14 protein-coding genes and 1 pseudogene are annotated in these 15,797 nt (G+C 33.2%); 7 read left to right on the plus strand and 8 right to left on the minus strand.

Annotated features, from left to right (window positions below; translation table 11 throughout):
• Window positions 1-280: pseudogene (locus ACYSNX_RS03285) on the plus strand (IS4 family transposase); the annotation flags it as partial.
• A 183-nt stretch (window positions 281-463) separates the two neighbouring features.
• Complete coding sequence (locus ACYSNX_RS03290) at window positions 464-643, plus strand: hypothetical protein (protein WP_461753263.1); 180 nt, start codon at window positions 464-466, stop codon at window positions 641-643.
• A gap of 536 nt (window positions 644-1,179) precedes the next feature.
• Here ACYSNX_RS03290 and ACYSNX_RS03295 read toward each other — a convergent pair.
• The gene (locus ACYSNX_RS03295; protein ID WP_461753264.1) at window positions 1,180-1,434 is read right to left on the minus strand and encodes a PLDc N-terminal domain-containing protein; all 255 of its coding nucleotides are present in this window, start codon (window positions 1,432-1,434) and stop codon (window positions 1,180-1,182) included.
• 35 nt (window positions 1,435-1,469) lie between these two features.
• Window positions 1,470-2,540 (minus strand): NAD(P)-dependent alcohol dehydrogenase, encoded by a 1,071-nt coding sequence (locus tag ACYSNX_RS03300; RefSeq protein WP_461753265.1) that lies wholly within the window; start codon window positions 2,538-2,540, stop codon window positions 1,470-1,472.
• 230 nt (window positions 2,541-2,770) lie between these two features.
• Here ACYSNX_RS03300 and ACYSNX_RS03305 point away from each other — a divergent pair, with 230 nt between their 5' ends.
• Complete coding sequence (locus ACYSNX_RS03305; protein WP_461753266.1) at window positions 2,771-3,226, plus strand: GNAT family N-acetyltransferase; 456 nt, start codon at window positions 2,771-2,773, stop codon at window positions 3,224-3,226.
• Window positions 3,227-3,300: 74 nt separating this feature from the next.
• On the opposite strand, the gene ACYSNX_RS03310 is transcribed toward ACYSNX_RS03305, so the two are convergent.
• Window positions 3,301-4,545: an MFS transporter gene (locus ACYSNX_RS03310; protein ID WP_461753267.1), complete on the minus strand. Its 1,245-nt coding sequence runs from the start codon at window positions 4,543-4,545 to the stop codon at window positions 3,301-3,303.
• Between the two features lie 117 nt (window positions 4,546-4,662).
• Window positions 4,663-5,835: an FAD-dependent monooxygenase gene (locus ACYSNX_RS03315; RefSeq protein WP_461753268.1), complete on the minus strand. Its 1,173-nt coding sequence runs from the start codon at window positions 5,833-5,835 to the stop codon at window positions 4,663-4,665.
• A gap of 311 nt (window positions 5,836-6,146) precedes the next feature.
• Here ACYSNX_RS03315 and ACYSNX_RS03320 point away from each other — a divergent pair, with 311 nt between their 5' ends.
• The 3 genes from ACYSNX_RS03320 (at window position 6,147) to ACYSNX_RS03330 (ending at window position 8,244) form a co-directional block, all read left to right on the plus strand.
• The gene (locus ACYSNX_RS03320) at window positions 6,147-7,391 is read left to right on the plus strand and encodes a peptidase U32 family protein (protein ID WP_461753269.1); all 1,245 of its coding nucleotides are present in this window, start codon (window positions 6,147-6,149) and stop codon (window positions 7,389-7,391) included.
• Complete coding sequence (locus ACYSNX_RS03325; RefSeq protein WP_461753270.1) at window positions 7,388-7,618, plus strand: ferredoxin; 231 nt, start codon at window positions 7,388-7,390, stop codon at window positions 7,616-7,618. The genes ACYSNX_RS03320 and ACYSNX_RS03325 overlap by 4 nt, the downstream gene beginning before the upstream one ends.
• 134 nt (window positions 7,619-7,752) lie before the next feature.
• On the plus strand, window positions 7,753-8,244 hold the full coding sequence (locus ACYSNX_RS03330) for a 3'-5' exonuclease (protein WP_461753271.1): 492 nt from the start codon (window positions 7,753-7,755) through the stop codon (window positions 8,242-8,244).
• A gap of 257 nt (window positions 8,245-8,501) precedes the next feature.
• Here the strand turns inward: ACYSNX_RS03330 and ACYSNX_RS03335 are convergent, their stop codons facing one another.
• The gene (locus ACYSNX_RS03335; RefSeq protein WP_461753272.1) at window positions 8,502-9,761 is read right to left on the minus strand and encodes an NAD(P)/FAD-dependent oxidoreductase; all 1,260 of its coding nucleotides are present in this window, start codon (window positions 9,759-9,761) and stop codon (window positions 8,502-8,504) included.
• Window positions 9,762-10,152: 391 nt separating this feature from the next.
• Here ACYSNX_RS03335 and ACYSNX_RS03340 point away from each other — a divergent pair, with 391 nt between their 5' ends.
• Window positions 10,153-11,550: a LuxR C-terminal-related transcriptional regulator gene (locus ACYSNX_RS03340; protein WP_461753273.1), complete on the plus strand. Its 1,398-nt coding sequence runs from the start codon at window positions 10,153-10,155 to the stop codon at window positions 11,548-11,550.
• A gap of 48 nt (window positions 11,551-11,598) precedes the next feature.
• On the opposite strand, the gene ACYSNX_RS03345 is transcribed toward ACYSNX_RS03340, so the two are convergent.
• Genes ACYSNX_RS03345 through ACYSNX_RS03355 form a run of 3 tightly spaced genes read right to left on the minus strand, consistent with a single transcriptional unit; the run spans window position 11,599 to window position 15,792 of the window.
• The gene (locus ACYSNX_RS03345; RefSeq protein ID WP_461753274.1) at window positions 11,599-13,509 is read right to left on the minus strand and encodes an OmpA family protein; all 1,911 of its coding nucleotides are present in this window, start codon (window positions 13,507-13,509) and stop codon (window positions 11,599-11,601) included.
• Window positions 13,510-13,521: 12 nt separating this feature from the next.
• On the minus strand, window positions 13,522-14,427 hold the full coding sequence (locus ACYSNX_RS03350; protein ID WP_461753324.1) for a PorP/SprF family type IX secretion system membrane protein: 906 nt from the start codon (window positions 14,425-14,427) through the stop codon (window positions 13,522-13,524).
• 42 nt (window positions 14,428-14,469) lie between these two features.
• Window positions 14,470-15,792: a gliding motility-associated C-terminal domain-containing protein gene (locus tag ACYSNX_RS03355; RefSeq protein WP_461753275.1), complete on the minus strand. Its 1,323-nt coding sequence runs from the start codon at window positions 15,790-15,792 to the stop codon at window positions 14,470-14,472.
• Between the last annotated feature and the right edge of the window lie 5 nt (window positions 15,793-15,797).

Here is a 15,797-nt window from a genome sequence, read left to right on the forward strand (position 1 = left end):
GGACAAATTTTTAGAGATTAAATTAACTTTTTTTGTATTATTGTATAACTTTTCAAAGTGGCACCTTTTGACCGAAATGGGTGGCACGGTCCGACCGAAATACCCAGACACACACAAGACCAAAAACTTCTACTTAGACCATATTCCTAGAAGAAGTACTTTGTCGGATACCAACGAAAATAGGAGTGTTGAATTCTATGCTCAGATTTACAATAAACTCTTAACCAGGTGTGGTGATGACTTATCAGACAGCCGAATTAAAGAAACTTTTGGTAAATAGGTCAAACTAATAGTCAGTACTAAAATTAGCCTGTTTAAAAACATATTATCCTCTGTAGGCAGAAAGCCAAAAAACGGCAAAACTAAAGGAGGTATTAAAGTTCATTCTATTATTAATGCAGATGAAAGATTTCTGAGTTTAGTCTGGCTTTCAGAAGCCAAAGTGCAGGATAAGACCTTAACTTTGAAAAAGGTAAGGCTCTATGACAGAGAAAATAAAAGGGAATTTGAATTCATCGACAACTTGTTTGATTTACGTGCCGATTTTATAGCAGCCTTGTGTAAAACCAGATGGCAAATCGGACTTGTTTTCAAAAAGCTAAAACAGAACTTTCCTTTGAAGTACTTCCTGCCGGGAGGATAAATGAGAATGCAATTAAAATACAGAAATACTGCACTTTAATTGTAAATTTATTGTTTATGGTTATTAAGAAGGACTTAAAACGAAATTGGGCTTTTTCCAATTTAATCAGCTTCTGTAAAATTCATTTGTTTAATCCCATTGCTCTGATGATTTTTCAGAGACTCCAGAAAAAGATTGGATTATAGACAAACAAGTAGAGCACCAATTATATTTTTCTTGAGGTTTAGTATTGAAAATCAGTAAAATAAAAATCGCTACAAGCAAATAATTAACTTGATTGGTGCAATTTCATATACTTTTTTTAAAGTTTTATCGGACAATAGTGATTTTAAATATAAACTAAAATAACTTAATTCAGTATAAAGATTATTAGTCTAGATAAAATAAAGAACATAGTGTTTACACTACTACTTGCTTTAAAATAAATATTGCCTTTATATAGCTTACTATTAGTGAAGTATGCTACTTAAAGGCAACAATCCTGGGAAATATCTTTTTGAAATTTCTTTTTTATATAATTAGCTTTTAGTGAAGATCTATACCTGAGATTCCCTCTTTCTTTGCATATTGTCCACTGATAAGAACACTATACTACCTAAAACGGGAACCACCAAAATAAGTAGAAAAAACAAAATACTTTGTCCAAGACTATATTTTGATTTAAAAAGTCTATAAATAGCATAGATTATTAAACCTATTGGTATAAGACTAAATAATTGCCAAAGGAAAAGAGGAATGTCTAAAGAAAGGCTAGTTTGTATCGCTAGAATACTAGGTAAATAATACTCCATAATGAATAATATAATCTTTTTCGTCTAATAAATAATTACTCTTTTATTAATTTTTGATTTAAAGAAGCCATATCAATCACATATCTATATTTGACTTTACCTTGCAAGAGATTTTCAAAAGCTTCATTGATCTGATCAATATTGATGAGCTCAACATCTGCATGAATTTGATGTTCAGCACAAAAATCAAGCATTTCCTGGGTCTGCTTAATTCCACCTAATAAAGATCCTGAAAAGTTAATACGCTGCATTATTAAACTAAATGCTGCTACTTCTAATGGCTTCTCTGGTGCTCCTACAAGGGTTAATTTACCATCTCGTTTTAAAAGATTTAAGTACCTATTAATATTATGTTGAGCAGAAACGCAGTCTAATATAAAATCTAAACTACGAGCGTTTTGCTTCATTTGATCCTTATCTGTTGACAATACTACTTTATCAGCTCCTAAGCGCATAGCGTCTTGGACTTTAGAAGCTGAGGTAGTGATTACCACTACATAAGCACCCATTGCTTTTGCTAACTTTACAGCCATATGTCCTAAGCCTCCTATACCAACGATTCCTACTCTAGACTTAGGCCCTACATTAGCATGTCTTAAAGGAGAATAGGTAGTAATACCTGCACAAAGTAAAGGAGCAGCAGCTTTTAAATCTAAACTCTTTGGTATATGTAAAACAAAATCTTGATCCACTACAATACTCTGTGCATAACCTCCAAAAGTAGGTTGATTTAACTGCGTATCAAAGCTATCATAAGTTTGGGTGTGTCCTACTTCACAATATTGCTCTAAATCATCTTTACAGCTTTCACACTCTCTACAACTATCCACAATACAGCCAACCCCTACTATATCCCCAATAGAGAATTTATTAACTTCATTACCAACTTGAACAACCTTACCAATAATCTCATGTCCTGGTACATTTGGATACATGGTTGCCCCCCATTCAGACCTAGCTGTATGTAGGTCTGAATGACAAACTCCACAATACAAAATTTCTATTTCTACATCTTTCTTCCCTACTAAGCGGCGTGTGATGCTCATCAATTCTAAATCTTGCTCTGCACTATGGGTACCATAGGCTTTTACTATTTTTGTATTCATATAAAATCTAATGCTCTATAAATTATAGCTTTATTGAAAATAACTTGCTATGTGCATTCTTCCAAGCGACAAGATAATTAAAAAACTAAGGTTCGTCAAGTTTATTACAAGATAACTTTAAATTTTTATTACAAAAAAACTAGATAATAAACCAATAAAAGACAACTAAAACTCTTTTATCCTACAGAAAAAGGTACCTTTGAAGTTAGTTTATAATAAAAAAGAGAATAATGATAATTAGAGCCTATACTTTTAAAGATGCTCAAGCTACTCTATCACTTTTTATAGATACAGTCAAATCAACTAATGCTAGAGATTATTCGGATTGCCAGATTAAAGTATGGGCAAATCCCAACAAAGATTTAAGTCAATGGAACTTATCGCTTTTACAAAACCATAGTTTTGTTGCCCAAATTAAGAGTGAAATAGTTGGTTTTATAGATATTTCTCCTAGTGGATACCTAGATCATCTCTTTGTTCATAAAGACCACCAAGGCCAAGGTATTGCTAGTGCATTATATCAAAAAATAATAGAAACAATTAAGCATAAGAAAATAACTACCCATAGTTCCATTACTTCTAAACCTTTTTTTTTAAGTAAAGGTTTTACTGTTATTAAAGAGCAACAAGTAAAACTACAAGAGGTTTACCTTACTAATTTTGTAATGGAAAAGCTTTTTTTATAAGTTTAACTCACTAGTTATAAAAACGCATAACTGGAGGTAATAAAGTAACCTTCCTTTTATTTGTATCGCAAAGCCTAACTTTGTTGCGTATCAGGATCCATATTAACCCATACAATAATACCAGAAATTAAAGTTAGAAGACCTGCTATGTGCACTGCCCACATTAAGCCAAAAAGATTTCCAACTACTCCTGCCATTAATGCTCCTACTGCATATCCCATATCTCTATAAAAACGATAAACTCCTAAAGAGGAAGCACGCCAATTAGGCATAGCATTATCTCCAATACCTGCAAGTAAAGCTGGATAGACCATAGCTGTTCCTAATCCTAAAAAAACAGATCCCCATAACCCAGCATGTAAGGGTTCGAGAATTTCTATACCAATGATTATATGACCAACTACTTGTACAAACATTCCTGTAACAATAAGAGGTTTTCTCCCCCATCTATCTGAAAGTGGACCTGTAATAATTTGTCCTACTCCCCAAACAATAGGATATATAGCCTTGATCCAACCAACACCCTCTAAACCAACGCCCATAGATAAAAACAACAAAGGAAAAACACCCCAAGACATTCCATCATTTAGGTTATTAATTAATCCAGCTTGAGAAATACTAAATAGATTTTTATTTTTATAAGAAGTCTGTTTAAAAACCCACCATAAGCTAGGCTTTTCTTCTGCCTCATTTGAACTAATACCTTGACTTTCAGATTCTAAAACAGCATATGCTTTAGTGTCTTTAATTAAAAAAATAGACAAAGCTGTTCCTGCTAGAGTATAAAATATTCCTAAATAAAAAGGAGCAGGACGCAATCCATAAGAAGAGGCTATATACCCAGTTAATAAGGCAGTTAAACCCACAGCTCCATATCCTGCGGCTTCGTTTAATCCCATCGCTAGTCCCCTATTTTTACTACCTACAAGATCTATTTTCATATTGACAGTCATAGACCAAGCTAGCCCTTGACTAATACCAAGTAAAATATTAGAAAAAATAATCCAATTCCAACTTGGTCCATAAGCTAGCAAAAAAGGAACAGGCAGGCCAACTAGCCAACCTAAGATAAGTACTCGTTTTCTAGTATATCTATCGCCTAATGCTCCAGAGAAAAGGTTTGTAACCGCCTTAACTAGACCAAAGGCAATTATAAAAGAAAATATTATAACGTCGGACTGTATATGGAAGCTTTCCGTAGCCACTAAAGGAACTACAGTTCTTTCCAAACCAACCATACCTCCTATCATTATATTTACTACTATTAATAGTGTAAATTGTTTCCAATTTCGCTTTAGACCTAGTGCAATTTTTTCCATCAGAAATATGTAATATTTTTAGCTCACTAATCCTTACACTATAGATATAACGGAGCTTGAGCAATTTTAAAGGCTGCAAAATTAACCAATATTCTAGGAAATACGTCTAACCAAAGGCTAAAGTTTATTTATTTCCTCTTTATATTTATGGATATCAAAAAGCCAATTCATTTGCTTATTAGCCAAATATTCTGGCAATAATTGAAATGCAGCATTTCGCATATTTCCCCATAAAACAGATTCTAGCTGAGCTACTTTGCCTAGATTCCAACTTTGTTTAACAACTTTATGGGCTTTTTCTCTCCTTAAGCTAGGATATTTTTCTAATGCTGTAAGAAGGTCATACTTTTCTAAGAGTAAAGAAATAACATAGGCATCTTCAATACCTTGACAAGCGCCTTGTCCTAGATTTGGGGTAGTTGCATGGGCGGCATCACCTATTAAGCACACTCCACCTTTTACCCAATTATTTATAGGTTCTAAATCGTAAATGTTATCCTCAAAAATATTCTCAGAGGGTGTTTTTTGTATTAATTCTCTTACCATATCTGGACATTCCTCCAAATAATTAAACAAAGTAGTTGACGCTTTTTTAAGATTCTCATTGATTAAGAAATACCAATACACCTGATTGTCATTAATTTTTACAAACCCAAAACGCTTACCACTACCCCAAGCTTCTAAAGAAGTATTGTCTAACTCATTAGGTAAATTAAAATCAACTACACCCCTATAACATACCTGTTTTGCGTTTCTAATTTTACTATTGGGATGTACAAAATCTCTCACTTTTGAGCGCAAACCATCGGCTCCAATTACAATAGAATGAGTAAAATTACTACCTTCTTGCATAATTAGAGTGTAGCCTTGGGTATTTTCTTGTTTTACACAAGCAAGTCGTTTGTCTAATAGGATATTTTCTATACCTATTTCTTCTACTAAAATACGATGTAGTTCCCGTCTATGAATAGCAATATTTAAAGCTTTGAATTTGTTCTCAAATGATAGTAAATCATTGGTTGAAAGTCTATTTAAGTTAAAGTCACTTAATTCGACTTGAAGCATTCTAACTCCACTTTGCTTTAGTTTTTCACTAATTCCAAAATAATTGAAAATTTGCATAGCATTAGCTGCTAAAGCAATACCAGCACCTACAGGTTTTAGCTTCTTGGCAGATTCGTATATTACAAAGTCAATATTTTGCTTTTTAAGAGCTAAAGCCATAGTTAATCCAGCAATACCTGCTCCGATAATGGCTACTTTTGAATTGTTTTGAGTGGTTGGGTTCATCTAAAATACCTTTGGCAATAAATATACCTCCGTTTGGAGCTATAGCCAAGAAAAAACAAAGTAAATTCCTTGTTGACCACAAAAGTGGGGCAATCAACTAAATGTAATTGCAATAATAAACTCTTTACTAAAGGGCTCAGTAGTAAAAAGTATATACTCTTAAATATTACTTTAAAGGGCTTTTACCTAGGAATAATTACTCTAATTTTGAAATATCTATAGTCTAGCTAGACTATATTTTAGAACCATAAACACTTTCGATAACGATATAAAGTTTTGCATTTGGCAAAGCTAGTTCAAATATAATACCAATGATACAATACAATAAAGTGGAATTAATGGCCCCAGCTGGTAATTTTGAATCCCTACAAGCAGCTCTAGACAATGGAGCGGACTCAATCTATTTTGGGGTGGATCAATTAAATATGAGAGCAAGAGCGAGTATTAATTTCACTATGGAAGATTTACCAGAGATTGTAAAACGTTGTAAGGCAAAGAATGTACATAGTTATCTTACGCTTAATACCATTGTTTATGACCACGACTTGTCTGTGGTAAGAAATTTATTGCAAAAAGCTAAGAAGGCCAATATTAGCGCTGTAATTGCCAGCGACCAAGCCGTAATAGTTTTAGCCAAAGAACTAGGCCTTGCTGTACATATTTCCACTCAGTTAAATATAACCAATATTGAAACTATAAAATTCTATAGCTTATTTGCTGATACTATTGTACTCTCAAGAGAATTAAGCCTTAGGCAAATAAAGCATATTACCCAAAGCATACAAAAACAGCAAATTAAAGGACCTAGTGGTCAATTGATTCAAATAGAAATATTTGCGCATGGAGCCTTATGCATGGCTGTTTCTGGTAAATGTTATTTAAGCCTGCATTCCCATAACTCTTCAGCAAACCGAGGAGCATGTAAACAAAATTGTAGAAAGAAATATACCGTAATAGATCAAGAAAGTGGATTCGAAATAGAAATAGACAACCAGTATATGATGTCCCCTAAAGACTTATGTACTATTGAGTTTTTGGATCAAATTATACAAAGTGGTGTTCAGATATTAAAAATAGAAGGTCGAGGCCGCTCGCCAGAGTATGTAGCTAAAGTTATTCAAACCTATAAACAGGCCTTAAAAAGCATAGAACAAGGAGCATATACCAAAGAAAAGATCACACAATGGCTTGGTGAACTATCTAAAGTCTACAATAGAGGTTTTTGGTCTGGTTATTATCTAGGACAAAAACTTGGCCAATGGAGCGATAACCCAGGAAGTAATGCCACTCAGAAAAAAGTATATATCGCAAAAGTTTTACACTATTATACTAAAGCTAGTATTGTGGAATTTAAAATTGAAGCCTACGACATTAAAAAAGGAGATACTCTTTTAATTACTGGCCCGACAACTGGAGCTAAAGAAATGCTACTAGAAGAGCTATTTGTAAATGGAGTTCCAGCCGATATTGGTATGAGAGGACAAAACTGTACAGTTGTAGTTCCTTTTAGAGTAAGATTATCGGATAAACTTTATAAAATTGTACAAGAAAAATGATCATAATCACTTTACAAAGAGACAAATGTATTGGATGCAATTATTGTGTAGAACTTGCCCCAGAAATTTTTCAAATGTCGAAAAAAGATGGGAAAACAGTATTGCTAAATGCCATCGATAACAAAGGCTTCCATACCCTAAAATCCAACGACTATAGCTTTCTAGATAACGCCATACAGGCTCAAAGTGTATGCCCTGTCAAAATAATACAAGTGAAAGAAGTATAATCAAGTGATTTACTCCAATAGAAACAGCAAAAATACATTCCAATAAAAAACTCCCTCACCTATATACCTGGGAAGTTTTGGATTATTATCTTTGTAAAATACCTTTTAGGTAACCTTTACAAATTATATGTACTATGGATTCATTTGTTGCAATAGATTTTGAAACTGCCAACCAACACAGAACTAGCGTGTGTAGTGTAGGAATAGTTGTGGTAATCAATAAAATTATCGTTAAGGAATTTTATGCCTTAATTAAACCAACTCCTAATTTTTATAGTTATTGGAATACCAAAGTTCATGGCTTAACCCAAGAGGATACCATAAATGCTTTAAACTTCCCAGAAGTATGGCAACAAATCACTCCTTTTATACAAGATTTACCTTTTGTAGCACACAATAGTGCTTTTGACAAAAGCTGCTTAAATGCTTCTCTACAGGCCTATGGCCTATCTCCAGTAGAAAATCCTTTTTTTTGCACGTACCGCTCAGCTAAAAAAGCTCTCCCACATCTAATAAACCACAAGCTTAATACAGTAAGTTCTTATTTTGGATTTGATTCCCTAAATCATCACCATGCTTTGAGTGATGCACAAGCTTGTGCTCATATTGCCCTACAGCTTTTATAAAAATTTTTTACAACAATATAAAGTATAGCAAAGTCCAAATAGCAATTAGTCCTAAAAAAACTAATATATTATTTTTATGGTTTTTAAGGTTCTTCTTCACTAGAGAAACATAAAGTATAAAAACAAAAAAGGCCAATACTAAACCGATAGATACATAAGCGTACATCATAAGTGATAAAATAAAAGTTTGATTCAAATTCTACTACTAAAGATAGTGCAACGTTTTTAAAAAACATTGCCTATCCTTTAAAAACATACTACACTTGCTCTCCTTTGAGCATTTTATTCCAATACAGATATGGAAGCATATACTTTTTTAGTGCCCATAATCTCCAATGTTCTTTAGAGCTATCTTTAATCAACATTTGTTTTAATTTAGGATCAGGGGTGAATTCATTTTTGTAGTTAAATTCAGCTAAAACCATTTTGCCATATCCTGTTACTAAAGGACATGAGGAATAACCTTGGTATTGTGTATTTTTAGCCTCCTTATTATCAAGCATGTTCAAGATATTGTCTACCACTACAGGAACTTGCTTGCGAATTGCTGCCCCTGTTTTAGCTGTAGGCAATCCTGCCACATCACCTAAACCAAAAATATTAGCATAACGAAGGTGTTGTAGAGAATTTAAATCTACCTCTAGCCAACCAGCGGAGTTAACTAAGTCGGATTTTTTGATAAACTCTGGTGCGCTTTGAGGCGGTGCTAAATGTAAAAAATCAAAATCTACACTAAAAATCCCATCTTCTATCTTACTGTTTATTCTAGTATCATCCGAAATTACAACGCATTGATTCGATGGATCGTTAATTTTAAAATAAGCTCTTTTTGAAATTGGGTCAATCTTAATTGGATTATGAAAAGGCATAAATTCAATGCCATATCTTTGAATTACCTGCATTAAAGTAGCAGCAATAGGTTTAACACCAAAAATTACACTACCTGGCATTGGAAATAAAACCTTAGTCTTTTTGTCTATATTTTTCTTTTTAAAATAATCACAAGCCAAATACATGATCTTTTGGGGAGCACCCCCACATTTAATAGGAGTATTGGGTTGGGTAAATAATGCGGTCCCTCCTTCAAATTTTTGCAAAAGTTCCCAAGTATATTCAGGATCTATATAATTACTACAAACTACACCTTGATCAATTGCCTCTTTAAGCCCTTCAATTAAAGACAAATCATTTACTAAACCAGGACATACCACTAGGTAATCATAGGTGTATACATCTTTTGTATCAGTGATGACAGTATTTTTTTCTCCTATAATCTCTTGAGCCATTTGTGGAATCCAAGTGACTCCCTTTGGTATTAAATCTTTAGTTAGCCTAATTGTTTTTTCTTTGCTGTAGCTGCCAGCTCCAACCAAAGTCCAAGCTGGTTGATAATAATGCTTTTGTGAACTATCGATAATGGCAATCTGTAAGTTTTTATCACGTTTCATTAATTGAGCAGCGGTCATTATTCCTGCAGTACCCGCCCCAATAATTAAAATTTGAAAATGCTTTTCCATAAATAGCTAGTCTAGGTTAGGTTAAAAATCTAATATATTAATAATTTATTTAAACTCCCCAACAAAATTCAAAATACAAAACAAGGAATTCATCTTTAAACAGTCATTTTATACGCAAAATGATTAAATCTTGAAAAAACACTAAACTTAATTTAAAAATTCTCAAACCTTACCTATTGCATTATGTTAAAGTATTTATATTTACGCAATAGCAATACCTTCCTTATTCCCATCCTAGAGAATTTTAAGACATTACAAAAATTAACTTCAACAAAAACCATCCTCTTTCATATAAATCACATAAATAGCTAAACATCAGCACATTTAACATAACTAATTCTTATTGAATTGGGGAATTTAGTATTTTTATCATTACCTAACTAACACTACAATGATTCTCGCTGTCTCACAAAAATCCTCTAGATTTTTGGTACTCTTATTGTGCCTTATAATCAGCTCTTTATCTATAGCTAGAGTACCTATAGAGCAACAAGAGTATATAGAATCTCTAAACTATCGACCTTTATTTAATTCTAAGACATTACAAATCGCTACTGACTCCTTAAATAACAATTGGATCAAAGGTCAAATAGATGAAGATATTTTATTCTCCCCTCTTATATTTCAAATCCCCAATTCCCATATATTTAGTTATGATTTATATGCTTATAATGTTAATAAACTACATCTTATTCCCCAGAATTTAGATAGTAGAGGAGAATTTGTTAAGAGCCGCTTCGCCCATCATTATATAGTGACAGATAATACTACCTATTACCTTAATCTTAAGCAATATCCATTAAAAAACTTGAATATTTTAGCCCAGGAAAGAAGTCAATTTACAAGTCATGAAGCCAAACAACTTCTATATATTGGAAATTATTATGGACTTGCCACCCTTACGATTTTTATTAATTTTATTTTTTATTTCATATTTAGAGATAACCGCTTCCTAAGTTATTGCGCCCTACAAATTGTTATTTTCATCTCATTATTCTATGAAGATGGAATGTTTTACTATATTTCTGATGCTACTTGGGAAATGCCTTATTTACAAGCATGGAATCTACCATTAATCTCCTTGTGTATCTGTATATTTACACTACATTTCTTAGATTTCAAGCACTTTTTTCTACAATACCGTACATTGTTTATTACTTTATTTATCCTAATTTTCACTCTTTCATTAGTCTTCACTTTTTATTCAGAGCCTTTTTTATTGGATACCATAGTTTTATTGAGTTTTATACCACCTTTATTTTGTCTTATTTTAACAGCAACTCAGTTAAATAAAAATGTATACGCAAAATTTCTTTTCCTTACTTTTTCCACTTTACTATTAGTGGCTATGGGTTATTTACTACACCTGACTTTGGAAGGAGATATATTCTCTTTTTTCACTATCAATAGTGTTAGGTTAGTTTGCACTTTTGGAATTTTAATCATTACCTCTACCATTATTTACAAGGTTAAAGAAATTCAAAACCAAAACTATGATTACAGAAAAGAGATTGAAAATCATTTAGTTAGATTAGATAAATCCTCCACCTACTCTAAGCGTAGTAAAGAGTTTTCTCCTTTGGATGCTTTACGCATAAAACACAATCTAACACAAAGAGAAACAGAAGTTCTAACCTGTTTGTGGGAAGGTATGAGTAATACTCAAATTTCGCAAAAGCTATTCATTTCTGTAAATACTGTAAAGTATCACGTGAATAACTTATACAATAAACTAGAAATCAAGAATAGAACACAAGCTATTTTCCTAAAGAAATCATTAAGTAAATAGAAAGAGCGATTTCAACAATCGCTCTTTCTGTAATCAAAAAATAGGTATTTATTGCTCTAGAAGTTCAAACTCACTTCGTCTATTTAAGGCATGTTGCTCCAAAGAACAAGGAACACCATCTTTACATTTATTTACCAATTCTTGCTCTCCTTTCCATTTAGTGGAAATTCTATCTGAGTCCACTCCACTATTTATTAGCCATTGTGCAGTTTGTTGGGCCCTTTTTTTGGAAAGCTCCATATTATAGCTTTGTGACCCTCTACTGTCGGTATGTGAGGTTATTACTACTTTGCTTTGAGGATAGGATTCCAACACATCATGTATTTCACTTAAAATCCTCTTGGACTGCGGAGTTATTTTTACCTGATCAAAATCAAAATAAATAGGTTCTATGCTAGGTGGCTGCAAAAGGGGTTGCGTTTCTATAGAGGCTAGGAAAACATCAATATTCTCTTTGGGTTTGTCTGCAGACAAGTTCACAGAAATAGTCTTAGGTGAATAGCCATCGGCTTGTATACTAACAGTGTAGTTTTGATCACAACCAAGTAAATCAGTATAATAATCCCCATTTTGATCACTAACTAATTCTTGAAACAAACTATTATCAGATAGGTAAAACTTCAGAGATCCTTTTGCTATATTTTCTAAAGTTCTTTCATCTTTTATAGTTCCGGATAGTTGGGTCAAACAAATTTTAAAACTATAAATGTTATCATTTTGGTAATCATTAGTAGGTCTATTAGAACTTAAAAAGCCAACTCCCTTAGCTTGGGAAAAGTAGGCGAAATCATCAAATGAACTATTGTACATACTACCTAAGTTCTGTACATTTCCCCATTGATTATCCTTCACTAATGTCGAACTAAAGATATCTAATCCACCGAATCCCCTATGGGTGTCAGAGCTAAAATATAATTGTTCGTTACTTATAAATGGATAAGTTTCTCTACCTGGAGTATTAATAATTGGTCCTAGGTTCTCCACTTCTCCTACTGGTGTAAAATCCTGTAAATTAATTTTGTAAATATCAGATTCTCCATATCCACCAGGTCTATCTGAGGTAAAGTAAAGTACTTTACCATCGATAGATACACTCGGATGGGCTGTATTAAAATTATCCGAATTAATCGATAATTCTAATACTCGTCCCCACGTTCCATCCGGAAGTTTTGTAGCTCTAAATATTTTCAATAGAGAGCTACTTTTTTTGTTGAATTTTTTCTTGCCTCTCAAATTATTGTTGTTTGCGGTAAAAAACATTGTATTACCATCGGCAGAAAAGCTACTAGAGGAATAATTAACTTCTTTAGAACCTCCCTCAAATTCTAAAGGTTTAGCCATAGTTGATCCCTGATTATTTAACTCAAATAAACTTGTATATGGTTCATTGGTCCATGGATCTATTTTTTTTGATTGATCTTCATCATTTCTAGAAGAAGTGAAAACAATTTTATTTTGTGTCGCAACTGCTGCATAATCAGCAAATTCCCCATTTACTAGTAGTAACTGTAATTCTACTTTTTGCTGTGGTGTAACCTCACTTAAATCTTCTAGTACAAAATTTTCATTGGTAGAAGATGCTAAACTCTCTTGCCAAATTGCTAATATTTGTTCAGCTTTTTGATTTTCTCCTACTGCTTTAAGACTTTGACCGTATCGAAAGAAATGATCTGGACTTATAGTAGAATTATCCTGCATTTGAAAATATCTATCATACCAAACAAAGGCCTGATCCAGCTTTGCATTAAAATAATACGCATCCCCCAAATTCACATACACCTGAGCATTAGCTTTATCCTTTTCAATTATGCGTAAATAGTTAGCGATCGCTTTACTATATGCATAGCCTTCCACTTCCTTATTTGCTATTTTCTGCTGCCTAATCTGAGCATGACTAATTCCTATAGTACCGAGGCTTAAAAGAATGGCCATACCAATATTTATAAATTTATGTCTCATGATAATGCCCTTTTAGAAGAACCTCGCTGATCTAGTTCGCTTAGTTGAGTTAAACAAATCGAAACGCATAAAAATCTCGTGTGACCCATTATTATAATGTGCAAGCTTAGTAGTATCTGTATCATAACTATAGCCGATAAATATGGTATTGTCCACTTGAAAGCCAGCCAAAAAGCTAACTGCTGCATCCCATCTATAAGCTACACCCAAAGTGAATTTTTCTTTAAACATTGTATTTAAAGAAACATCTACTTGTAAAGGCGCGCCTTCTACCGCTTTTAAAAGTGTAGCTGGCTTTAATTTCCAAGTCTGATTAAAATCAAACACATATCCTCCTGTCAAATAATAATGGGCTCTTTCTTTTAGAGTTTTAATATGATTTGCATCATAAATAGAGTTAGACACAAGAGCTGGAATTGAGAACCCCACATAAGCACTTTCAGAGTAAAGAAACACCCCTGCCCCAATATTTGGAGAAAATTTGTTGTTTACGTTGTTTTGAGTCACTGGGTCACTGGGATTAAAGATATGTAATTTGTCATAGTTAACATCTAAAATATTACCAGATCCCTTTACTCCGAAAGCTAGCTTATAGTTCCAACTTAAATTTATGGTATAGGAAAGATCTATTGCAAAAGTATTGCTATTCATAGCTCCTATTTTGTCATTTTGAAAATGAACACCTAATCCCAAGCCACTTTGAGCTATCGGAGAAGTTATCGAAGCATTTACGCTTTTTGGAGCACCTTCAAGACCAACCCATTGGGTTCTATATTGTCCATAAATTCCTAAGTTATCTACACTTCCTGCATAAGCAGGGTTTATTTTTGCATGGTTATACATGTATTGAGTATATTGAGGATCTTGCTGCGCAAAGCCATTACTTAGAGTTATTATCCCTAAAAAAACGACAAGCATCCATGCCCTGAAATTTATTATTTTATTCATTTTCTTGTTTTTTTAGTTGGTTTCTAACTGTAAGTATCCCGATTTTTTAATCATCCTTGCTCCATTTGCATCCTTAAACTCATAAGCAACAATATAGTAGTAAGTCCCAGTTGGAAGTTTTTCATTTTTGGCAATAGTTGCTCTTCCATCTGAATACCCTCTAAAAACATTGACTGATCCATCTCCCTGAGGGTCGTAATTAGTGGTTTCAAATACCTTTACCCCCCAACGATTAAAAATATGTACAGAGTTATTAGGGAACCTTTGGATATTCTCAATTAAGAAATAATCGTTTATATTGTCCTCATTACTACTTACTAAGTTGTAAATCACTACATCCCCATCTAGTATCCAATCCGTTTTGACCTTAGCTAGAGTAAAAAAACCATACCCTTTTACACTTACAGGTGTAGTAATTTGTCTACTAGCTATATCTACAATTCCACCCTCGTCTACCCAAAGATTTTGCTTACTATCCCATCTCACTATATGTAGGTCTTTCTCAGGATTGTCCAATAATTTTTTTGGGGTAGTTCTAGAATCCCATGTTAATGTCAAAACGATATCAGTAGCAGAATTGGTTGCCTTTTCAATAATCCAATATTCTTTAGTATTAAGCTCTTCAATTACCCCTGAATACGGACTTCTTGCATGGAAAAAGTTCGAATCGTCAAAGACATACCTACCTAAGTAAGCATCTTTATCCTCTTTAGCAGAGGTGATTATCGCAGGACGATACATGCTTTTATTACCTTTAGGAAAGGTAAAATCCATTTTACCTATCTTCTCCACATAACCATCCACATGACTTATATCACTAGCTTGTTCCCAAGAAGAGTCCTTTAAAAAACTTACCATCCCTCTAGAAACTTTCGTGATAGGATTTTGGGTAGAATCTACCTTTAAAATACCTTGCTTAAATTCTGCTTTTCCATGAATATCAATATTATTCTTAATGTCGAAAGCCATGGTTGATTGACTATTATCAAAAATAATATCGTGAAAACTACTTATGGCATCTCCAGAGATAACTTGAGCACCCTGTTCTTGATTCCAGCGGGTAAAGTAGGTTTTCCCTGTTTTTTTATTTACAGAACTTTCGTAAAATCCATCATTATTAAAATCTCTATAGAACATTATAGTCCCATCGGAGATCACCTGAGCAGTAGGTAGATTTGAAAAATCATATGCTACACTTACCAAGGAGTTAGACTCCATGCTCATTTTACCAGCATTCACCACTTTAGGTCCAGCATTATTTTGACCAAATCCAATAATTGGTAACCTAGTAAAAATGAGTGCCAGTATCCAATTTATCTTTGCACTAGTTTTCATATTAT

The sequence above is a fragment of the Myroides sp. LJL115 genome (assembly GCF_054871665.1).